The following is a 20,084-nucleotide window of genomic DNA, read 5'->3' as shown; positions in this document are numbered from 1 at the left end:
GATGACACCGGATGCCCGCCCCTTCGGCGACACTGAGCTCGGAAGAATCGACGAGTCGCTGATGACGGAGCTGCTCGAAGCGTTCAGTCACTGGCATCGGCTGTCGGCGACACCGGACGCTGAACGCAGCGTCGACTGGTTGATGGCACGGCTTGAATCGATCGGTATCGCAGTCGAGCGTCACACGTGCCGACTCTACCTGAGTGACCCCGTGTCAGCGTTGCTTTCTCTGCCGCAGCGCCCCGATCTTGGTTTCACTCCCAAGACGCGTTCCTTCGCCGCTGACTGTCCGGACGGCGTTGCGGGATTACGGATTCAGGATCCCTACGCTTTCGAGCCAGTCACTTCGAGAGAGCGTCTTGGTTGGTACGAACGAGTGCGTGATCGAATCGTCATCGCTGACAACGGTTTCGAGGATTACGTCGAGCGCTTGAGCCGGTTCGGGGCTCGGGGTCTGATTCATGTCTGGGGTTCAGACGAGCCAGCGGTGCATGAAGAGACCGTCGGACCGATATGGGGAACGCCGACGCTTGAGGATCGGAAGCGACTGCCCCGGCTGCCTGTCATCGGACTCAATCGTTCGGAGGGCGAAGTCTTATTGAGGGCAATGGTCGCCAGCCACACCGATTTGAGTGCATCGATGTGCACTCGCGTGGCGACACGGGTTGCCGAGGCTGGACTACCGGTAGCGGAGATCCCCGGCGAGAGCGACGAGTTCGTGCTGCTCTCCGCACACTACGACTCCTGGCACGAGGGCGTGACGGACAATGCCACCGGCAACGCGTTGTGCCTGGCCATGGCCGAACTGTTCCAGCGTCACCGCCACCAGTTGCGGAGAGGGCTGCGCATCGCCTGGTGGCCCGGGCACTCCAACGCGCGCTATGGAGGTTCCACCTGGTATGCCGATCGGCATCGATCCGAATTGCACGAGCGCTGCGTGGCCCACATCAACGTCGATTCGCCGGGTTGCCTCGGTGGCGACGTGTTGAGGGTCAACGGCAGCGGCGCGGAGTGCGTTGATTTTCTGTCACGACCGGTTCGGCAGCAGGCCGGCTCGTCGCCGGAAGACATCGGCATGCTGGGACGAGGTGCGGACCAATCCTTCTGGGGGTTGGGCATCCCGCTGCATCTGGCGCTCAAGGAGTTGCCACGTCCAAAAGATCGCAATACCCGTTCGCCCGGCTGCGGCGGTGGATGGTGGTGGCACACCGAAGCCGATACCTTGGACAAGGTCGATTATCACCATCTCCATCGTGATGCGAGCATTCACGCATGGTGGCTTGCCACGCTGCTGTTAGACGAGCGCCTACCGCTGGATGTCGCCGGGTACCTGACGCGGATCGGTGTCGATCTTGCCGATCTCGAAGCTCGCTGTGATAGCGCTCTCGACTTCGCGCCGATCCGAGGCGCGTTCGCTAACCTTCAGCCGTTGGCGCTCGAGCTCGACGGACGCTGGCGGCAGGATCCGACACGTTGGCAGGGTGCCGCACGCCGGCTGCTGGGCGAGTTACACCGGCTTCGCCATACGTCGGTAGACGACTATCAGTTCGACAGCACCTACGCCGCTGGTCCTTTCCCCGGTTTGGGCGCCGTGACCGGTATCATGCGTGAGGACGCTGACCCGGCGATCTGGCTATTCGCTGAAACCCAGTTTTTCCGTCACCGTGATCGTCTGACAGATGGGCTATATCGAGTGAGCGTGGAGCTCGGACAAAAGCTTCGATAGCCCCACATCCTCAAGCAAGTCGATTACGCTGGAAAGACATCAGACCCTCCAAGAGACTCTCCATGATCAAACGCATTGGCAATACCGACATCCAGCCGCGCCATCGTTTGAGCTGCCACTGTGGCGCGGTGGTGCTGGAACTCGAATTACCCGATGGCGTGGTCGAGCCGCATCGCTGCAATTGCTCGTTATGCAAACGCAAAGGCGCGATCACCTCGGGCGTTGTGCTGAACGCGTTGCATGTGATCGCCGGTGAAGACGTGCTGCGCTGCTATCAGTTCAATACGATGACCGCGAAGCACTATTTTTGCGGCAATTGCGGGATTTATACCCACCATCGGCGGCGTTCGAATCCCGACCAGTACGGCTACAACATCGGCTGTCTGGAAGGTGTCGATCCGTACGATCTGGGCGAAATCGAGCTGACCGACGGCGTGAACCACCCGGCCGACCGTTGATGTCAGATGCAAGGCCGCCCGCTCGATCATGCAGCGGGCGGTTTTTCAGTGGCGGTTACGTTGGCGGGATCGGGTTGGCTCAGGCTTGCCGAGCCGCCCGCGCCGCGTGCAGTTTCCGGTAGCTTTCGAGCAGGCGCTGATGCCGATCCAGGCCTTCCAGTTGCACGTTGGTCGGTGTCAGACCGGCGAAGCGAACCGAGCCCTCTACGGAACCGACGGCTGCCGTCATCGTTTCCTCGCCGAACATTCGGCTGAGATTGTAGCGGTAGTCGTCGAGCTCGAGTTCTTCATCCAGCGTGATCTGCAGTACCGCGAGCAGCGCCTGATAGAACAGGCCGCGTTCGACGGTGTTGTCGTTGAACTGCAGGAACATCTCGACCTGATCCAGCGCGTCCTCGAGTTGACCGAGCGCCAGATTGATCAGCAGTTTCAGCTCGAGGATCGTGAGCTGGCCCCAGACGGTGTTCTCGTCGAACTCGATGCCGATCAGGGTGATGACCTTCATCTGCTCGTCGAGCTCGCTCTCGTCCAGCCGCTCGAGCAGGTCGGCCAGTTGTACATCATCCAGCGCGTGCAGGTTGAGAATGTCCTCGCGGAAGGCGAGCGCCATGTTGGTGTTGTCCCACACCAGATCTTCCACCGGGTACACCTCGGAGTAGCCCGGCACCAGAATCCGGCAGACCGGCGCGCCCAGGTCTTCATGGAGCGCCACGTAGGCTTCCAGGCCCTCGGCTTCGAGAATGCCGAACAGGCTGGCGGCTTCTTCGTCATTCGAACCCGAGAAATCCCACTCGACGAACTCGACGTCCGCGGTGGCGCTGAAGAAACGCCACGAGATCACGCCGGAGGAGTCGATGAAGTGCTCGACGAAGTTGTTGGGCTCGGACACCGCCTGGGAGTTGAAGGTGGGCGGCGGCAGGTCGTTCATGCCCTCGAAGCTGCGACCCTGCAGCAGTTCGGTGAGGCTGCGCTCGATCGCGACCTGCAGGCTCGGGTGCGCGCCGAAGGAGGCGAAGACGCCGCCGGTGCGCGGGTTCATCAGCGTCACGCAGGCGACTGGGAACTGGCCGCCGAGCGAGGCGTCCTTCACCAGTACCGGAAAGCCCTGTGCCTCCAGCGCGGCGATCCCTTCCTGGATGCCAGGATATTTCGCCAGCACGGTCTCGGGCACATCCGGCAGCACGATCTCCTGCTCGATGATCTGTTTTTTCACCGCGCGCTCGAAGATTTCCGACAGGCACTGCACCTGAGCCTCGGCGATGGTGTTGCCCGCGCTCATGCCGTTGCTCAGGTACAGATTTTCGATCAGGTTCGACGGAAACCAGACCGTCTCGCCATCCGACTGGCGTACAAAGGGCAGCGAGACGATGCCGCGGTCGGTGCGACCGGAATTGGTGTCGAAAAGATGCGAGCCGCGCAGTTCGCCTTCCGGATCAAAGATCGCCCGGCAGTGGTCGTCGAGAATCTCTGCGGGCAGTTCGTCATTCGGCCCCGGCTGGAACCACTGCTCAGAGGGATAGTGGACGAAGTCGCTACCGGCGATCTCCGGGCCGAAGAACTGATCGTTGTAGAAGAAGTTGCAGGAAAGGCGCTCGATGAACTCGCCCAGCGCCGAGCAGAGAGCCGCTTCCTTGGTCGCACCCTTGCCGTTGGTGAAGCACATCGGCGAGGCGGCGTCGCGAATGTGCAGCGACCAGACGTTGGGCACGATATTGCGCCAGGAGGCGATCTCGATCTTCATGCCCAGACTCTCGAGGATTCCGGTCATGTTGGCGATGGTCTGCTCTAGCGGCAGGTCCTTGCCCTCGATCCAGGTCGATTCGCCCTCGCCGTCTTTGACATGAGTCCCCGCCATCAGCAGCGCCTGGGCGTCTTCGTCGATGTTCTTGACGGTTTCGATCTGGAATTCCGGGTTGTTCTGGATCACCCGTTTGACCGAGCAGCGCTCGACGGAGCGCAGAATGCCGATGCGATCCTTCTCGGAGATATCATCCGGCAGCTCGACCTGGATCCGGAAGATCTGGTTGTAGCGGTTTTCCGGGTCGACGATGTTGTTCTGCGAGAGCCTGATGTTCTCGGTCGGGATCTCGCGCGCGTTGCAGTAGACCCGCACGAAATAGGCCGCACAGAGCACCGTGGAAGCGAGGAAGTAGTCGAACGGCCCCGGTGCGGAGCCATCGCCCTTGTAGCGGATCGGCTGATCGGTGATGACGGTGAAGTCATCGAACAGCGCTTCCTGACGCAGGTTGTCGAGATAGTTGACCTTGATTTCCATGGAGAAGGACCGCGTTGGTAAGTGGCTGCGCCTCCGGTTCTGAGCCGGGGCGGATGCGGTCATTATCCGGATTTGAGGTCGCTTCGTCTTGGGGCGCTTCGTCTTGAAGGCGTTAGTCCTGGAGATGTTTCCTTTCGGGAGCGTGACTAAAAGGCCCGAGCCCCTTCGGATAAAGGGCTCGGGCCACATCTCTTGCCCAACAGTCGTGCGACAAGTGCGCTCGACGCGAAAGCGTCTACGAGGCGACGTGAAAGGCCATGGTCGCTTGCACGGCCCGCTTCCAGCCGTCATACAACTCATGGCGCCGATCGTCGCCCATGACGGGTTCGAAGCGGCGTTCGATCGCCCATTGCTCGGAGATCTGCTCGCGGGATTCCCAGAATCCGAGTGCCAGACCGGCCAGGTAGGCGGCGCCCAGCGCGGTGATTTCGCTGATCTCGCTCCGCAGCACGTCGACGTTGAGAATGTCCGCCTGGAACTGGGCCAGGAAGTTGTTGGCGATAGCGCCGCCATCGGTACGCAGCTCGGTCAGGTCGAGACCGGCATCGGCCTGCATGGCCTTGAGCACGTCCGCCGTCTGATAGGCCATGGACTCGACCGCGGCACGGATGAATACCTCCTTGCTGGTGCCCCGTGACAGGCCGAACATCGCCCCGCGCACGTTGGAATTCCAGTAGGGTGCTCCAAGGCCTGTGAATGCCGGCACCATATAGACGCCATCGTTGTCGCCGGCGCGCTCGGCATACGCTTCGGAATCCGAAGACTTGCCCAGCATGCGCAGCCCGTCGCGCAGCCACTGGACCACCGAGCCGGCCACGAATATCGAGCCTTCCAGGGCGTATTCGACCTTGCCGTCGATCTCCCAGGCGATCGTCGTCAAAAGGCCGTTCTCCGAAGCCGTGGCTTCGGTACCGGTATTCATCAGCGTGAAGCAGCCGGTGCCGTAGGTGTTCTTGGCCATGCCGGGCTTGAAGCACGCCTGGCCGAACAGGGCGGCCTGCTGGTCACCGGCGATACCCGCGATCGGCAGTTGGGTGCCGAAGAAGAACTTCGGGAGCACGTGACCGTAGACTTCGCTGGAGGATTTGACCTCGGGCAGCATGGATTCCGGCACGCCGAACATCTCGAGCAGTTCCGGATCCCACTTCCGCTCGCGGATGTTGAACATCATCGTGCGCGAGGCATTGGTCACGTCGGTGACGTGCTCGGCGCCGCCGGTGAGGTTCCAGATCAGCCAGGAGTCCATGGTGCCGAACAGCAGCTCGCCTTTCTCGGCCTTCTCTTTCACGCCATCGACGTTATCGAAGATCCATTTGATCTTGGTGCCCGAGAAGTAGGCATCGATCACCAGACCCGTCTTGTCGCGAACCATGTCGGCGTGGCCGGCTTCACGCAGCTCGTCGCAGATTTCGGCCGAGTGCCGCGATTGCCAGACGATGGCGTTGTAGACCGGCTGGCCGGTGTTCTTGTCCCAGATCACCGTGGTTTCACGCTGATTGGTGATGCCGATGCCGGCGATCTCTTCGACATCGACCTGGGTGTTGTTGATCACTTCGGTCAGCGTGGTCAGGACGCTGGTCATGATGTCGCGGGGGTTGTGCTCGACCCAGCCCGGACGTGGGAAAATCTGCTCGAACTCGCGCTGGGCGGTGCCGGCAATCCGACCGTCGTGGTCGAACAAAATGGCGCGGGAACTGGTAGTGCCTTGATCGATGGCCAGAACGTACTTCTTCTTGTCACTCATGAGAAATCTATCCTTCTGAATGGTGAGTCCTGAATAAGGAATCCTGAATGAGGAGTCGACGTGTTTATGAATAGTCCGTTGCGGCTCAATAGATCGTGGCAACGAATGCGGCGAGACTGCTGCCAATGATCGGGCCCACGAAAGGCACCCATGCGTAGCCCCAGTCGTTGGAGCCTTTATTGCTGATTGGCAACATGGCATGGGCAAGCCGCGGCCCCATGTCCCGCGCCGGGTTGATCGCGTAGCCGGTTGGCCCGCCCAGCGATGCGCCGATGGCGACCACCAGCAAGGCGACAGCCAGCGGACCGAGCCCGTTGGGTGTATGACCGAACATGATGATGACGAACACCAGCACGAATGTCCCGATGGCTTCGGTCATGCAGTTCCAGAAACGTGACCGGATCGTGGGGATGGTCGAAAACGTTGCCAGGATAGTGGTGGCATCCTCGGTGTCGTCGTACTGTTTCTTGTAACAAAGGTAGCAGAGCACCGCACCCAGCCACGCACCCACGAATTCGCCCGTGAAGTAGGCCAGCGTATTGTTCAGGGTGATGGGAATACCCTTCGCATACTCTGTGGCCGGGCCCAGCCACAGTGCCAATGTAATCGTCGGGTTCAGGTGCGCGCCGGTATCGAACGCGATCCATACGCCGCAGTAGACCGCGAGTCCCCAGCCGAAGAAGATCAGCAACGGACCACCATTGTGGCCGCCGGTCTTCTTGAGCAGCACGTTGGCCACCACGCCGCAGCCGAGCAGCGTCATGCAGGCCGTACCGGCGATCTCATGAAGCACTATCGTTTCTATGACTCCCATGGTCTTCCTTAACGTTGGATGATGTTACGGCCGGTATGGCCCGAGTGACATGCGTCACGACGATGGTTGGATTGGCTGCCGAGTCGTGGCGCAGTTGTCGGCTACGCTCACCCTTCCGCCGCTGCCGGAGACGGGAGGGCTAGGTAGTCGGCGAGCCGACGCTTTTCGCGCTCGTCGAGACGCAGGCCGAGCTTGGATCGCCGCCAGAGCACGTCCTCGGCCGTGCGCGCCCATTCGTGATCGCGCAGGTAATCGACTTCGGCGGCATACAAGTCGGCACCAAAATGCTCGCCCAGACCGTCCAGGCTTTTGGCGTCACCCACGATGTCGCGAACGCGGGTCCCGTAGTTGAAGACCAGACGATTGGCCATGCCCAGGGGAATGAAGGGATGGCTGGCCTGCAGCGACTCGAACAGGTGCTGGGGTTTCGCTTCTTCGCCGCCGGGGAGCGGGTGGCCCTTGCCGGTCCAGGCTTTTCCCTGGTTGCCGAGCTCGGGCGCCAATTGGTCCACAGCGTCTTCGGCCAGCCGCCGATAGGTCGTCAGCTTGCCACCGAAGACGTTGAGCAGGACGGCACCGCCGGAGGTATCGAGCTGAATGCGATAATCGCGGGTGATTTCGCTGGCGTTGTCCTCGCGATCGTCGAGCAGGGGGCGCACGCCGGAGTAGCTCCAGACGACGTCGTCTGGACCGATCGACTGCTCGAAATAGCGATTGGCGGATTCGCACAGATAGCGGATCTCGTCTTCTTCGATGGCCACCTTGCCCGGTGCGCCCTCATGCTCGACGTCGGTCGTGCCGATCAGCGTGAAATCGCGCTCGTAGGGGATGGCGAACACGATGCGGCCATCGGGCTGCTGGAAGATGTAGGCGTGATCGTGGTCGAACAGCTTGTTCACCACGATGTGGCTGCCCTTGATCAGGCGCAGCGAATACGGGTGCTTCTGCGAGGCGACCTCGTCGAGAAAACTCACGGCCCAGGGGCCGGCCGCATTGACCAGCCCGTGAGCACCGACCTGGATTGTCTCGCCCTCAGTGGACCGCAGCGTGATGCTCCAACCGTCAGCGCTGCGTTTGGCCATCTCGGCGCGAGTTCGCGTCATGATCCGCGCGCCACGGCTGGCCGCATCCATGCAGTTCAACACCACCAAGCGGGCATCCTGGACCCAAGCATCCGAATAGGCGAAGCCCTTCGTGAACTCGGGCTTCAGCGGGGCGCCGGCCGGGTGATCGGCGAACTTGACGCCTTGCGAGCCCGCCAGCGTCTGCCGTCCACCGAGGTGGTCATAAAGGAAAAGCCCGGTTCGGATCATCCAGGCCGGGCGCAGATGTTTCTGATGAGGCAGGATGAAACGCATCGGCCAGATGATGTGCGGCGCAGCCTTGAGCAGTATCTCGCGCTCGGATAGGGCTTTGGCCACGAGCCTGAATTCGTACTGCTCGAGATAACGCAAACCACCGTGGATCAGCTTGGTCGAAGCCGAAGACGTGTGGCTGGCAAGGTCATCCGCCTCGACGAGCAGCACCGAAAGGCCGCGACCTGCGGCGTCACGAGCGATACCCGCGCCGTTGATGCCACCGCCGATGACAATCAGATCGTAGTTTTCGTTAACCATGTTCGGATCTGCTCAATAATGTTCGATTAAGATCATTGTGGCGCGAAATCGAACATTTGGAAGTAGGCAAAAAGTATTAGAAGCCTCCTTATTTTAGGGCCGGGCCGGTCTGCTACATGGCGGGGGAATCTCCTGAAAAGCCACCGGGAAGGTTTCCACCGAATCCCCGACAAACTTTTCACCTGTGGAAAATGCCTCAATATTTACGATTTGTATCATGGTGTTGCAGCCGGGCGGAGAGTCGCCGGCGGTCTGAAGCCGCCGGCGTACGGCACTATCGCAACTTTTGTTGCGCCTATTTCGTCGCAGTGACGAGCCAGTGGAGAGTGCTGAGGTTGTTTTCGCTAGTGAACATTCGGGTTTGCTTGAGGTCGGGCTCGATTTTCATTTCGAAATCCGACAGGGCCCGATTATCGTCGCACTGTCTGGGCCGCCAGCAGATACAGTTGTTACCTCCTGAAAATTGGCCGACGCTAACAATCTCTTGCATGGGGGTGCGCCGTGACGAAGCAGATCTCATTTCTGACATCGCTGATTCTCCTCGCCGCCGTGACGGTGACGCTCTCTACCCAGTCGCTATCCGTCATCAACTGGCCACTTCTGATCGGCGCCTCCGTTGTCATGGCGCTGACCCCGGGGGCGAACCAGCTGCTCTCGCTTGCCAACGGCTTCCGTGTCGGCGTGGTCCCGGCGATGACGGCGGCCTGCGGATGATTTGCCGCTTTCGTGGTGATGGTGATCGGTGTTGCCGTGGGGCTGGGCCATTGGCTGGCAACCTCGGCACTGTTCTTCGGTGTGCTCAAATGGATGGGAGCGGCGTATCTGCTCTATCTGGGCGTGCGTTCGCTGTTGACGGCTTGGCGCCCGACTATGCCAGCGGCGAGCGGTGACATCGCAACCGCCGATTCGCGGTCCTTGATCCGGCGGGAAGCGCTGGTCGCGTTTTCCAATCCCAAGGCGTATGTGCTGTTCGCGCTATTTCTGCCGCAGTTTCTCCACGCCGACGGCGAGTCGTTCGCACTGGCGATCGTATTGGCGGGGCTGGTCTATATCCTGATCGAGTTCTTCTGCGCGTATCTATACGCCACTGCCGGGTGCCTGCTGGGCCGAGGCAGCGTTACGCTGCGTCGTCAGCGCTGGCTGGATGGCACCAGTGGCGCGGCAATGATCGGTCTGGCGGGATGGTTGGCGCTGGAGAAGCGGCCGGGATGAGCTCAGTTTTCGCTATATGACGTCTTGCGTCATATGCTGCTTGTCATTACCGCTTCGGGAGAGGCAAATCATGACTGAAGAACGACTTCCCAATATTCATCCCGGCGAGATTCTGCTGGAAGAATTTATCGAGCCCATGGGCCTCACCAAGAATGCTTTGGCGACCTCTATTGGCGTGCCGGCCACGCGTATCGGTGAAATCACGCGAGGCACGCGATCAATCACGGCGGATACGGATCTGCGTCTGTCGATCTACTTCGGTACCAGTCAGGGTTATTGGCTGCGGCTGCAGAATGCCTATGATCTGGAAGAGGCTAGACGCCACGGTCACTATGACGGGATTCGTGCTCGCGTGGCGTGAGGCAACCCGCGTCTCTTGGAAGAATGAAAAAATGGGCAGCGACATATGTCGCTGCCCATTTTTTTGGGCCATTTGGCTTGGAGGCCAGTTTGGCTGGCGTTCTTTTGCTCGCTGGCGGCTAGTCGGCCCGTTGCAGCTCGGGCTCTTTCTCCTCGCTGTAGACCATCAGCGTGGACCCGACCAAGGCCAGAATGATGCCGATGGTGCTGAACAGCGACGGCAGCACGCCATAGAAGGTGAGCGACAATACGATGGTCAGTACCGGGGCCAGCGCGTTGGTGCACGGCGCTACGATGACGGCACGGCCGCGACTCAGGGCCATGACCAGGAACAGCGCGCCAACGGCATTGAGTACCTGGGTCACCGTGGTCAAGGCGGGCGCCTGCCAAGGATAATCGAAACCGCTGCCGGGCATCATCCAGAACGCGACCGGAACCAGCAGCAACCCGCTGATGGTCATCCAGGTGAAGGTGGTGCCGTCGTTGACGCCGGCCAGCGACGCCCGCTTCATCAGGAAGGCCTGCACGCCCCAGCAGAGGCAGATGATGATGGCAAGGAACAGCCAGGGGCCGTAGTCGACCTGATCGGCGTCTCCACTGGGCAGCGAGAACATCACGATGGCCACCAGCGCTGCCACGATCCCGGCCCCGCCGAGCGGCGTGATTTTCTCGCGCAGAATGAAGTAGGCCATAAGTACCGTGATGGCCGGCGAGATTGAGATGACCGGAAAGATCAGATAGGCCGGACCGATGGCCAGCGCCTTGAACAGCAGCAGTTGCCCGCCGGCGCCGGTCAGGCCGATGGCGAGTCCGTATAGCGCAGCGATGCCGCGTTTGTCGAAGGTGTCGCGCTTCAGCGAGAAATAGCAGGGAATCAGCATGGTGATGGCCCAGATGATGTAGACCATCTGATCGGGATAGCCGTATTTCTCGGTCGGGAGGCCGGAGAACGCGCCCCACACCCCCCAGAACAGTACCAGCAGAAACGTATAGAAGATCCAGCTCTTGTTGTTCATCGGTATCTCCAGTCGTGGATGATTATTGGATTGATTCAGTCCGTGGTGATGACATCGAGAGAGACGTCGGCCAGCCTCGCGGCATAAAGGGCTGCGCCGATGTCCGGGGTGTGAAGCGGCTTGCGAAGTTCGTGACGGATGCCGAGGCCAGAGAGCGCTTGCGTGAAGGCGTCGAGGAACGTCTTCTCCCGGAACAGGCCACCCGAGTAGGAGACGGGAATGCACTCGGACGCCTCGAATCCGAGCAGTCGGGCGGTGGTCTCCACGATGAGTGCCAGCTCGCCGACCGCATCCTCGATGATCGTCACGGCCTGAGGATCCTGACGGTGCGCCGCTTCGATCACGGTGAGCGCCAGTTCGGCGATGCGGGTGCGGTCGGCATGCCACTCGTTCAGCACGATATCGATCACGTCGAGATCGCTGGTCAGGGCAAAGTGCTGCTTCAGTAGTTCGTAAAGCGGCCCTTGTGGCAGACGCCCGTCGCTCATGCGGGTGAAGGCGCTCAATCCTCGACAGCCGATCCAGTAGGCCGAGCCCTCGTCACCGAAGATTTCACCCCAACCGCCGCAGCGCGCGCCCGCACCGTTGCGCTCGCCATAGGTCATCGAGCCGGTGCCGGCGATGACATTGATGCCGTCGGTGCCGCCCAGCGACCCGGCCCACCCGCAGATCATGTCGTTACCGCACTGGTAACGGTCATGACCGAGAATGTCGCGGGGCATGGCATTGAGGGTTTCGATGACCGATGAGCCTTCTCCGTAGGCGGGCAGCCCGAAGAAGGCGTAAGCGATCTCGGCCGGGGCGATGCCGGCCTTCTTGCAGATGTGTTCTACCCCGTCGGCCAGCACCTGACGAGAGGCTTCGAGCCCGATCGACAGGTAGTAGCAGGTGCCCGCCTGGAATGTCGCTACGACCCGGCCGGACTCGTTCAGGAGGCAGAAGGACGTCCTCGTCCCGCCGCCATCGACGCCAAGAAACATGCGCAACCTCCGGTTTTCGGTTGGCTTCAGCGAGCGGTCGGCTCGAAGGGATGGATGGTGACGCCCTGGACGACCCGATTGACCTCGCCCGAGGGGAAGGGGTTGTCGGGTGTTCGACCCAAGGCGAGCGATGCGTGGAGCGCGAGCAGCTGTGCGTGAACCAGGAAGGGAAACAGCAGGGCCCAGTCCGGATCACGAGCCATTCCGGAAACCGACCAGAGCGCGCATGGGGGCGCCGGATCCAGAGTCTCGGCGGCAATGGCGACAACGGCGTCGCTGCCGATCTGTCCGCAAAGCTCGTCGAGAATGTCGAGATCGTAGCGGCGGGCGTAGTCGTCGTTGGAGACGAACACGACCACCAGCGTTCGCTCGTCGAGCAGGGATTTGGGGCCGTGCCGGAAACCGAGCGGGGTATCGTGATACGCCATGATCCGGCCGGCGGTCAGTTCCAGAATCTTTAGCGCGGACTCCTGGGCGAGGTCCTTGAACGGACCGCTGCCGAGATAGACGATACGGTCGAAACCGCGCTCGGCTAGCGCCGCGATGCCCGACGAGCGTTCATTCATCAGTTGCTCAGTGGCCGCCGTCAGGCGATCCATGATTTCACTGCCGACGAGGGTCGGTGCCAGCGAGTAGAGCACCGCCAGCATCATCGAGGTCACGCTGGAGGTCATGGCGAAGCCCTGATCGTCCGCAGCCTCGGGCATCATCAGCACCAGCGAGCGTTCGGCATCGGCATGCGCGCCATAAAGCTTGCCTTGCGGGTTGCAGGTCACCACCAGGTGGTGACACTGCGCGCTGCACTGCTCGGCGAGCTCGGTCGCCGCGATGCTCTCGGGGCTGTTACCGGAGCGAGCGAAGGAGATCAGCAGCACGGGTCTGTCGTCGACAAAGCACTGCCGGGGACGCGAGACGATATCGGTCGTGGCGATCGCCTCCACCGGGCGCTGCAACTGGGCGCTCAGCGTCGAAACCAGCATCTGCCCGCCGAAGGCCGAGGTGCCGGCGCCGGTCAGCACGATACGCAGATCGGGTTTCGCGAGCAGCGGCTCGAGGAAGGTATCGATCGATTCGCGCTGCGATCGGAGCTGATCGAAAGCGGCTTGCCAGACCTGCGGCTGCTGGGCAATTTCACGAACGGTATGCGCCGCTCCGCGTGCCGGAGCGTCGGCAACGCCCAGCATGTCATCGGACTTCATGGTTGATCTCCGCAGGTATGGGAAGGGTCGCAGGCTGCGGCGTAGTCGCGCAGCACGGTGCTGACGTGATCCATCAGCAGGGTATGGGGATGATTTTCCAGATGGCCCTCGCGCACTCGACGGTACTGCAGGGGCATGTAGCGGCTCAGTAGCGGCAGGGGAATTTCCTGCTCGGCCAGGTTGTTCACCAGCGTCTGCTGCGCTGCCTGAATCTCGGGATCGGGCCAGTAGTAGCGGATTCGATCGCTGAGGCTGAATCGGCGCGCAAAGCGCTGCTGGGCTTCGTCGCCGTGGTAATGACCCTGCCAGTAGCCGGGCGCTTCACACATGCGGCGCTCGACGGTCTCGCCCAGGCGAGAGCGTTGGTCGGCGGGGACCAGCAGCGTTTCCATGTCCTCAAGGGCGAACAGCGCTTCACGCAGCGCGAAAGTCAGCCCTGGCCCGACCTTGAGAATGGCGAAGTGATCCTGCACCAGCGCCTCGAGAGCCGAGCGCGTCTGATAGTCGGTAGAGTGCGCCTCGAACACCAGATGATCGTATTCGTCGACGACCGACTTGAGCGCCTGCGCTTCATCGCGCTGGTAATCGATCACGTGCAGATGATCGAACTCCACGCCCGGCTGAACGACCAGCCCGATGACGCGGGGCCAGATGGCATCCAATCCTACCCGGGAAAACGCCTGACGGTGGGCGGCGATCGTGTCGCGCGCGGCCTGCGGCGACGTCGGCGTGATTCCTGAATCGAGCGACTCACGAGCGCCGCCGGGAACGGGGACTTCGGTGCCGACGATGTACAGAAGCCGGCTTTCGCCGAACCGCTCCTCGGCAGTCTGCTCGGCAATGGTGGCGAGGCGGGCGGCACGTTCGGCGGCGCGCTCGTCGCCCAGCGGTGTGGGGTCATCGGCGCAGGACATGCTGCAATCCAGATGAATCTTCTCGAAGCCTGCCGCGACGTAATGGCGAATCAGCTCTTCAGCGTTGGCCATGGCCACCTCGGCGCTTTCGTTCTGCCAGCGATTGGGGCCGAGGTGATCGCCGCCCAGGATGATGCGGTGAGCGGGCAGCCCGACTTTTTCCGCGATCGACATGACGAAATCACGGAAGTCGGCGGGCGTCATGCCGGTATAGCCGCCGGTCTGATCGACCTGATTGGAGGTCGCCTCGATCAGCGCCAGGCCGTTCGAGGCGTGGGCCTGGCGCAGCGCAGCCTCCAGCACCAGCGGATGCGCGGAGCAGACGGAATAGATGCCGATGGGCTCGCCCTGCTTGTGGCGAGCGATCAGCTCACTCAGCGGATTCATGTCATCACCTCCCGGATTGATGCCGTGTTCGATGCGGCTGTGTTCTCTACGACGATATTCGGTGCGGCTATGAAAGAATGACGTCGACGTTGTGCTTCTGGCGCAGCGTGTCGGTATAGCTGTCGGGCAGTTGATCGTCCGTCACCAGCCGGTCGATGCCGTCAAACGTGCTGACGAGATGTACGCTCTTGCGTCCTGCCTTGCTGGAGTCGGTAACGGCGACGATTTCGTCGGCGATCGCGATCATTCCCCGGTTCAGGCTCGCTTCGTTCTCGTGGTCGGTCGTCAATCCCCGATTCAGCTCCATCGCATCCACGCCCAAAAACAGCCGATCGAAGCGATGATGCGCCAGGCTGCCTTCGGCTTCGGCCCCTGAGCACGAAAGCGCCGTCTTGCGCAGCCTGCCGCCCAGCATGATGATCTCGACGCCGGGGGCGTGTGACAGCTCCATCGCGATATCGAGACCGTTGGTCATTACCAGTAACGCTTCGTGCTGTTTCAGATGACGGGCGACTTCCAGCGTCGTGGTGCCCGCATCCAGAATGATCGACTCGCCGTCCTTCACCAGCTTCGCTGCCTCGGCGCCGATTCTTCCCTTCACGCCCGAATGTTTTTTCCGGCGTTCCGCAAAAGCGATCTCCGCCGCCGTGTTCTGACTCAACACCACCACGCCATGCATCCGCAGCACGTAGCCGGCTTCCTCGAGCAGTCGCAGGTCGCTGCGGATGGTGACGGCCGAAACCCCGAGGTGGTCGGCCAGTTCATCCACACGGATGCGTTCGTGTTGCGCCAGGTGGTGAACGATGGCCTCGCGTCTTTCCTGTCCTGTCATTCTTCATATCCTTTCGTTTGAATTAAACATTCTTTCGTTTGTCTTCTCAAATGCTTTATAAGCTTTCGATATTCGCCATTAGTCGCATATCTTCGGCGCGTCGATAGGGTATTCCCCCTCATGCCCATCGTGGCATGAGAACGTAAACACAGGCACCGAGATGTTCTTTCAGCGAGATCGCATCCCTTCGCTAGCTTGCATCAACGGCAAGGGGGCGGAGCGTCAGCCATTGCTGGGAGTGGCAAATTATCAAAATAGGAAGGTGCTGAGGGAGGCGACGAAACGCTGCGAAAGTCGATGAAAGAAGTTGCCGGAAGCGAAGCTGGCGAACAGCAACACCAAGGCGCTGATGGAAATGATCGATGATATGCCGCGGATGTCACGACGGAGGGCGCGCACCCTCCGACGTTGATGCAGCAGGCTGCTACGCCAGCTTCTGCGGCTCTTCATATAGTTGAGCCGGGATGGTGACGCCATTGATGCGACTGCGCTCCCGCGCTTCGAAGCGGCGCTGCGAGGGCAGGCGGGCGTCTTGATCGACGATGCGTTCGAACAGCACTTCCGCTGGACGAGGTGCTCGATCATGCTCGCAAGCGCCGAGCCTTCATGGCCGGGCCCATCAGACCCATCTCTGCGAGGGCTTCGACCTCGGGCCATAGCGCGGAGACGTGATAGTGGTAATCTCTCGCGATATCCGGATACTCATAACGCTGATTTCTGGTTTCAGACAATAAACAGGGATACGAATTTATGAGAAAGGCCTTTTACCCTTTCGCGGCGGTGCTGTTTACCATGGCGTCTATCGCCCCGATCCAGGCCGATGCGCAGGACCAGGCGCAGGAAAAACCGCTGGTCATCGGCACCAACAACTGGGCGGAAAACGTGGCCGTCGCCAATCTGTGGAAGCTGGTGCTCGATGATCACGGCTACGACGTCAAGCTCGCCGATGTCAGCAAGAGCGCGCTCTATGCTGGCATGGACAGCAACGACATCGATCTGTCGCTGGAGATATGGCTGCCGTACACCGACAAGAGCTTCCTGGAACCCTACAAGAATACGCTCGAGGTTCACGAGGCGTGGTACGACAAGACCGGGCTGGGGCTGGTGGTGCCGAGCTACGTCGACATCGATACGATTCCGGAGCTCGTGGAGCACGCCGACGAATTCGAATATCAGGGCAGCCCGACGATCCTGGGTATCGATTCCGGCTCCGCCATCGCCGGGATGACCGAAGACGCCATCGAGACTTACGATCTGCCGTTGCAGCAGGTCAATAGCTCCGAACCGGCGATGATGTCTGCGCTCGACAGCGCCTACCGGAATCACGAGCCGATGGTGGTGACCCTGTGGAATCCTCACTGGGCGTTCGCCAATTACGATCTCAAGTATCTTGAAGATCCCGACAAGGTCTACGGCGATGGTGATACGATCTACTGGTTCTCGCGTCAGGGCTTTTCCAAGGATGATCCATGGCTGACTGCGGTGCTCGATGCCTGGCACATGAGCGACGCAAGCCTGAGTGATCTGATGGCGGAAATCGAGTCGCAGGACGATCCGGTGGCGGGAGCGCGCACCTGGCTGGATGAAAACCAGGATCAGGTCGACGAATGGCTGGCCGCCGGCGAGCAGATTCAAGACTAACGATAGCGCCGGCCCGTCTTCCCCGGCGCGGCTGACCGGGGCCTTGGGCGGGTCGCTTAGACTGAACGGCCGTTCAGTGCAACCACCTCGTCTCACGCTATCGCCCAATTGATTAAACGCTACTTCACGCTCTAGTCTGTGCCGACTGCTGGCTGCCTGACCGGCTGGCAATACAATGACAATCGGCCCCGAGCCGACACCACAATAACAGCGTGCTGCTGTGCAGGAGATTGATGATGAAGAAGACGCTGCTTGCGGCTGGCATCGCCGCCATGATGCTGGGCGCGACCCCGGTCATGGCCAAGACGCTGGTCTACTGCTCCGAAGGTTCGCCGGAAGGCTTCGATCCTTCCCTCTACACTGCTGGCACTACCTTCGACGCGTCCAGCAAGACGATCTACAACCGTCTGGTTCAGTTCAAGCCGGGTACCACCGAAGTCGAGCCGGCCATCGCCAAGAGCTGGGAAGTTTCCGACGACGGTCTGACCGTGACGTTCCATCTGCGCGATGACGTCAAGTTCCAGACCACCGACTTCTTCACGCCGAGCCGCATGCTCAATGCCGACGATGTCATCTGGACGTTCGAGCGTCAGATGGACGAGAACAATCCCTATTACAAGCTCGCCAACGGCAGCTTCGAGTATTTCAACTCGATGTCGATGGGCGATCTGATCAAGTCGATCGACAAGGTCGACGATCACACCGTGAAATTCGAGCTTACCAAGCCCAATGCCCCGTTCGTGGCCAACCTGGCGATGGATTTCGCGTCGATCCATTCCAAGGAATACGAGCAGAAGCTGCTCGACGAGGGCAAGCCGGAGCTGGCCAACCAGCAGCCGCTCGGTACCGGTCCGTTCCAGTTCGTCAACTATCGTGAAGATGCCGCCATTCGCTACAAGGCGAATCCGGACTACTTCCGTGGCAAGCAGCCGATCGACAATCTGGTCTTCGCGATCACTTCCGATGCGCAGGTTCGCTATCAGAAGCTGATGGCGGGTGAGTGCCAGGTGATGCCGTTCCCGAACCCGTCCGATGTCGAAGACATGAAGCAGAACGACGACATCAACGTGCTCGAGGAAGCCGGGCTGAACGTCGCCTACATGGCCTACAACACTCAGATGGCGCCGTTCGACAAGCCGGAAGTGCGCAAAGCACTCAACATGGCGATCGACAAGCAGGCGATCATCGATTCGGTGTTCCAAGGTGCCGGTCAGGTGGCCAAGAACCCGATTCCGCCATCCATGTGGGGCTACGACGACGACATCAAGGACGATCAGTACCATCCCGACAAAGCCAAGCAGATGTTGAAGGACGCGGGCGTCGAGAACCTGAAGATGAACATCTGGGCGATGCCGGTTCAGCGTCCGTACATGCCGAACGCGCGGCGTACCGCAGAGCTGATGCAGTCGGATCTGTCCAAGGTCGGCGTCGATGCGCAGATCGTGACCTACGAGTGGGGCGAGTATCTCAAGCGCTCCTCCGACACCAAGCGCGACGGTGCGGTCATTCTGGGCTGGACCGGCGACAACGGTGACCCGGACAACTTCATGGGCGTGCTGCTCGGTTGTGACGGCGTCGGCGGTGCCAACCGCTCGCAGTGGTGCTACAAGCCGTTCGACGATCTGATCAAGAAGGCTCGAACCCTGGACAACCAGGACGAGCGCGCCAAGCTCTACAAGCAGGCGCAGGAGATCTTCAAGGAGCAGGCACCGTGGGACACCCTGGCGCACTCCACGGTCTTCATGCCGATCCGCAAGGAAGTGACCGGCTACAAGATCGATCCGCTCGGCGGCCATAGCTTCGAAGGCGTCGACATCGAGTGATTCTCTCCTAGCGAGGACGCGGGGCGGCTCTGGTAGCCGCCCCGCGTCTTATCGCGTGAATAGTCAGACCTCCAAACATGTTCAAATTTTTCCTGGTCAAACTGGCGCAGCTGGTGCCGACGTTCATTGGCGTCACCATCGTTGCGTTCTCTTTCATTCGCCTGCTGCCGGGCGCCCCGATTCTGCTGATGGCGGGGGAGCGCGGCATATCCGCCGAGCGCTACGCCCAGCTCAAGTCCCAAATGGGCTTCGATCGTTCGCTGATCGTCCAGTATTTCGATTTCCTCAAGGGTTTGCTGCACGGTGATCTGGGTAATTCACTGGTGACTCACGCCCCGGTGATGGACGAGTTCATGAGCCGCTTTCCGGCCACGCTCGAGCTGTCGCTGTTCGCATTGGCATTCGCCGTCATCATCGGCCTGCCGGCCGGCGTGCTGGCGGCGGTCAAGCGCGGCAAGACGCTCGATCACACCATCATGGGTATCAGTCTGACCGGCTATTCGATGCCGATCTTCTGGTGGGGCCTGCTGCTGATCATGCTGTTCTCCACCATCCTTGGCTGGACACCGGTGTCGGGGCGTATCTCGTACATGTATTTCATCGAGCCGGTAACCGGCTTCATGACCATCGACAGCCTGATCGCCGGGGACTGGGGCGCGTTTCTTTCCGCGCTGCACTACCTGATTCTGCCGTCGATCGTGCTGGGGACGATTCCGCTGGCGGTCATCGCACGCCAGACCCGTTCCTCGATGCTCGAGGTGCTGGGCGAGGACTACGTGCGCACCGCACGCGCCAAGGGGCTGTCGAATTTCCGGGTGATCATGGTGCACACCCTGCGCAATGCGCTGATCTCAGTGGTGACGGTGATCGGCCTTCAGGTCGGCCTGCTGCTGGCGGGGGCGATTCTGACCGAGACGATCTTCTCGTGGCCGGGGATCGGCAAATGGATGATCGATGCGATCTCGCGACGCGACTACCCCTCGGTACAGGGTGGCCTGGTGCTGATCGCGTTCATCGTGATGATCGTCAATCTGCTGGTCGATCTCGCCTATGGCGTCATCAACCCGCGTATTCGCCACTAACAGGG

18 protein-coding genes are annotated in these 20,084 nt (G+C 60.9%); 8 read left to right on the top strand and 10 right to left on the bottom strand.

What is annotated here, in order from left to right; genetic code table 11:
• Position 1: 1 nt before the first annotated feature.
• Together BTW08_RS07450 and BTW08_RS07445 are read left to right on the top strand one after the other, a co-directional pair.
• Positions 2 to 1,726, top strand: a complete 1,725-nt coding sequence (locus BTW08_RS07450) for a M28 family peptidase (RefSeq protein ID WP_075561891.1) — start codon at positions 2 to 4, stop codon at positions 1,724 to 1,726.
• Between the two features lie 62 nt (positions 1,727 to 1,788).
• Positions 1,789 to 2,184, top strand: a complete 396-nt coding sequence (locus BTW08_RS07445; RefSeq protein WP_075561890.1) for a GFA family protein — start codon at positions 1,789 to 1,791, stop codon at positions 2,182 to 2,184.
• A 79-nt stretch (positions 2,185 to 2,263) separates the two neighbouring features.
• On the opposite strand, the gene BTW08_RS07440 is transcribed toward BTW08_RS07445, so the two are convergent.
• The 4 genes from BTW08_RS07440 to glpD all read right to left on the bottom strand — a co-directional run bounded on the left by BTW08_RS07440 (position 2,264) and on the right by glpD (position 8,633).
• The gene (locus tag BTW08_RS07440) at positions 2,264 to 4,459 is read right to left on the bottom strand and encodes an OsmC domain/YcaO domain-containing protein (protein ID WP_075561889.1); all 2,196 of its coding nucleotides are present in this window, start codon (positions 4,457 to 4,459) and stop codon (positions 2,264 to 2,266) included.
• A gap of 235 nt (positions 4,460 to 4,694) precedes the next feature.
• A complete protein-coding gene (gene glpK / locus BTW08_RS07435; RefSeq protein WP_075561888.1) occupies positions 4,695 to 6,203 on the bottom strand; it encodes a glycerol kinase GlpK in 1,509 nt (502 codons plus the stop codon).
• 85 nt (positions 6,204 to 6,288) lie between these two features.
• Positions 6,289 to 7,017: an MIP/aquaporin family protein gene (locus BTW08_RS07430; protein WP_188113826.1), complete on the bottom strand. Its 729-nt coding sequence runs from the start codon at positions 7,015 to 7,017 to the stop codon at positions 6,289 to 6,291.
• A gap of 107 nt (positions 7,018 to 7,124) precedes the next feature.
• On the bottom strand, positions 7,125 to 8,633 hold the full coding sequence (gene glpD / locus BTW08_RS07425) for a glycerol-3-phosphate dehydrogenase (protein ID WP_075561887.1): 1,509 nt from the start codon (positions 8,631 to 8,633) through the stop codon (positions 7,125 to 7,127).
• 501 nt (positions 8,634 to 9,134) lie between these two features.
• Between glpD and BTW08_RS18805 the strand changes: the two genes are divergently transcribed.
• The 3 genes from BTW08_RS18805 (at position 9,135) to BTW08_RS07410 (ending at position 10,206) form a co-directional block, all read left to right on the top strand.
• Complete coding sequence (locus BTW08_RS18805; RefSeq protein ID WP_083627745.1) at positions 9,135 to 9,347, top strand: hypothetical protein; 213 nt, start codon at positions 9,135 to 9,137, stop codon at positions 9,345 to 9,347.
• 18 nt (positions 9,348 to 9,365) lie between these two features.
• On the top strand, positions 9,366 to 9,845 hold the full coding sequence (locus tag BTW08_RS07415; protein WP_083627744.1) for a LysE family translocator: 480 nt from the start codon (positions 9,366 to 9,368) through the stop codon (positions 9,843 to 9,845).
• Between the two features lie 70 nt (positions 9,846 to 9,915).
• Positions 9,916 to 10,206 (top strand): HigA family addiction module antitoxin, encoded by a 291-nt coding sequence (locus BTW08_RS07410; protein WP_075561885.1) that lies wholly within the window; start codon positions 9,916 to 9,918, stop codon positions 10,204 to 10,206.
• Positions 10,207 to 10,324: 118 nt separating this feature from the next.
• Here the strand turns inward: BTW08_RS07410 and BTW08_RS07405 are convergent, their stop codons facing one another.
• From BTW08_RS07405 to BTW08_RS19445, 6 genes are all read right to left on the bottom strand, one after another.
• A complete protein-coding gene (locus tag BTW08_RS07405) occupies positions 10,325 to 11,221 on the bottom strand; it encodes a DMT family transporter (protein ID WP_075561884.1) in 897 nt (298 codons plus the stop codon).
• Positions 11,222 to 11,256: 35 nt separating this feature from the next.
• Positions 11,257 to 12,201 (bottom strand): BadF/BadG/BcrA/BcrD ATPase family protein, encoded by a 945-nt coding sequence (locus tag BTW08_RS07400; RefSeq protein ID WP_075561883.1) that lies wholly within the window; start codon positions 12,199 to 12,201, stop codon positions 11,257 to 11,259.
• Between the two features lie 26 nt (positions 12,202 to 12,227).
• Entirely contained in the window at positions 12,228 to 13,400 is a 1,173-nt protein-coding gene (locus BTW08_RS07395) for an SIS domain-containing protein (protein WP_210403213.1), read from the bottom strand.
• Complete coding sequence (locus tag BTW08_RS07390) at positions 13,397 to 14,701, bottom strand: D-tagatose-bisphosphate aldolase, class II, non-catalytic subunit (protein ID WP_075561882.1); 1,305 nt, start codon at positions 14,699 to 14,701, stop codon at positions 13,397 to 13,399. The genes BTW08_RS07395 and BTW08_RS07390 overlap by 4 nt, the downstream gene beginning before the upstream one ends.
• Before the next feature lie 67 nt (positions 14,702 to 14,768).
• Positions 14,769 to 15,533 carry a transcriptional repressor AgaR gene (gene agaR, locus BTW08_RS07385; RefSeq protein ID WP_075561881.1) on the bottom strand — a complete coding sequence of 255 codons (765 nt, stop codon included), beginning with the start codon at positions 15,531 to 15,533 and terminating at the stop codon, positions 14,769 to 14,771.
• Between the two features lie 249 nt (positions 15,534 to 15,782).
• A complete protein-coding gene (locus BTW08_RS19445; RefSeq protein WP_168170645.1) occupies positions 15,783 to 16,118 on the bottom strand; it encodes a hypothetical protein in 336 nt (111 codons plus the stop codon).
• A gap of 165 nt (positions 16,119 to 16,283) precedes the next feature.
• Between BTW08_RS19445 and BTW08_RS07380 the strand changes: the two genes are divergently transcribed.
• From BTW08_RS07380 to BTW08_RS07370, 3 genes are all read left to right on the top strand, one after another.
• Entirely contained in the window at positions 16,284 to 17,174 is an 891-nt protein-coding gene (locus tag BTW08_RS07380) for a glycine betaine ABC transporter substrate-binding protein (RefSeq protein WP_083627743.1), read from the top strand.
• Positions 17,175 to 17,410: 236 nt separating this feature from the next.
• The gene (locus BTW08_RS07375; RefSeq protein WP_075561880.1) at positions 17,411 to 18,997 is read left to right on the top strand and encodes an ABC transporter substrate-binding protein; all 1,587 of its coding nucleotides are present in this window, start codon (positions 17,411 to 17,413) and stop codon (positions 18,995 to 18,997) included.
• 77 nt (positions 18,998 to 19,074) lie between these two features.
• The gene (locus tag BTW08_RS07370; protein ID WP_075561879.1) at positions 19,075 to 20,079 is read left to right on the top strand and encodes an ABC transporter permease subunit; all 1,005 of its coding nucleotides are present in this window, start codon (positions 19,075 to 19,077) and stop codon (positions 20,077 to 20,079) included.
• Positions 20,080 to 20,084 lie beyond the last annotated feature (5 nt).

The sequence above is a fragment of the Salinicola sp. MH3R3-1 genome (assembly GCF_001937155.1).
GTDB lineage: Bacteria > Pseudomonadota > Gammaproteobacteria > Pseudomonadales > Halomonadaceae > Salinicola > Salinicola halophyticus.
The sequence above is the reverse complement of the archived record's forward strand: the minus strand, read 5'-3'. Positions and strand labels throughout refer to the sequence as shown.

Excerpts from the sequence above, each read along its gene's own strand:
- BTW08_RS07450 (WP_075561891.1), top strand. The coding sequence starts at position 2 with ATGACACCGGATGCCCGCCCCTTCGGCGACACTGAGCTCGGAAGAATC.
- BTW08_RS07445 (WP_075561890.1), top strand. The coding sequence starts at position 1,789 with ATGATCAAACGCATTGGCAATACCGACATCCAGCCGCGCCATCGTTTG.
- BTW08_RS07440 (WP_075561889.1), bottom strand. The coding sequence starts at position 4,459 with ATGGAAATCAAGGTCAACTATCTCGACAACCTGCGTCAGGAAGCGCTG.
- glpK (WP_075561888.1), bottom strand. The coding sequence starts at position 6,203 with ATGAGTGACAAGAAGAAGTACGTTCTGGCCATCGATCAAGGCACTACC.
- BTW08_RS07430 (WP_188113826.1), bottom strand. The coding sequence starts at position 7,017 with ATGGGAGTCATAGAAACGATAGTGCTTCATGAGATCGCCGGTACGGCC.
- glpD (WP_075561887.1), bottom strand. The coding sequence starts at position 8,633 with ATGGTTAACGAAAACTACGATCTGATTGTCATCGGCGGTGGCATCAAC.
- BTW08_RS07415 (WP_083627744.1), top strand. The coding sequence starts at position 9,366 with ATGGTGATCGGTGTTGCCGTGGGGCTGGGCCATTGGCTGGCAACCTCG.
- BTW08_RS07410 (WP_075561885.1), top strand. The coding sequence starts at position 9,916 with ATGACTGAAGAACGACTTCCCAATATTCATCCCGGCGAGATTCTGCTG.
- BTW08_RS07405 (WP_075561884.1), bottom strand. The coding sequence starts at position 11,221 with ATGAACAACAAGAGCTGGATCTTCTATACGTTTCTGCTGGTACTGTTC.
- BTW08_RS07400 (WP_075561883.1), bottom strand. The coding sequence starts at position 12,201 with ATGTTTCTTGGCGTCGATGGCGGCGGGACGAGGACGTCCTTCTGCCTC.
- BTW08_RS07395 (WP_210403213.1), bottom strand. The coding sequence starts at position 13,400 with ATGAAGTCCGATGACATGCTGGGCGTTGCCGACGCTCCGGCACGCGGA.
- BTW08_RS07390 (WP_075561882.1), bottom strand. The coding sequence starts at position 14,701 with ATGAATCCGCTGAGTGAGCTGATCGCTCGCCACAAGCAGGGCGAGCCC.
- agaR (WP_075561881.1), bottom strand. The coding sequence starts at position 15,533 with ATGACAGGACAGGAAAGACGCGAGGCCATCGTTCACCACCTGGCGCAA.
- BTW08_RS19445 (WP_168170645.1), bottom strand. The coding sequence starts at position 16,118 with ATGATCGAGCACCTCGTCCAGCGGAAGTGCTGTTCGAACGCATCGTCG.
- BTW08_RS07380 (WP_083627743.1), top strand. The coding sequence starts at position 16,284 with ATGAGAAAGGCCTTTTACCCTTTCGCGGCGGTGCTGTTTACCATGGCG.
- BTW08_RS07375 (WP_075561880.1), top strand. The coding sequence starts at position 17,411 with ATGAAGAAGACGCTGCTTGCGGCTGGCATCGCCGCCATGATGCTGGGC.
- BTW08_RS07370 (WP_075561879.1), top strand. The coding sequence starts at position 19,075 with ATGTTCAAATTTTTCCTGGTCAAACTGGCGCAGCTGGTGCCGACGTTC.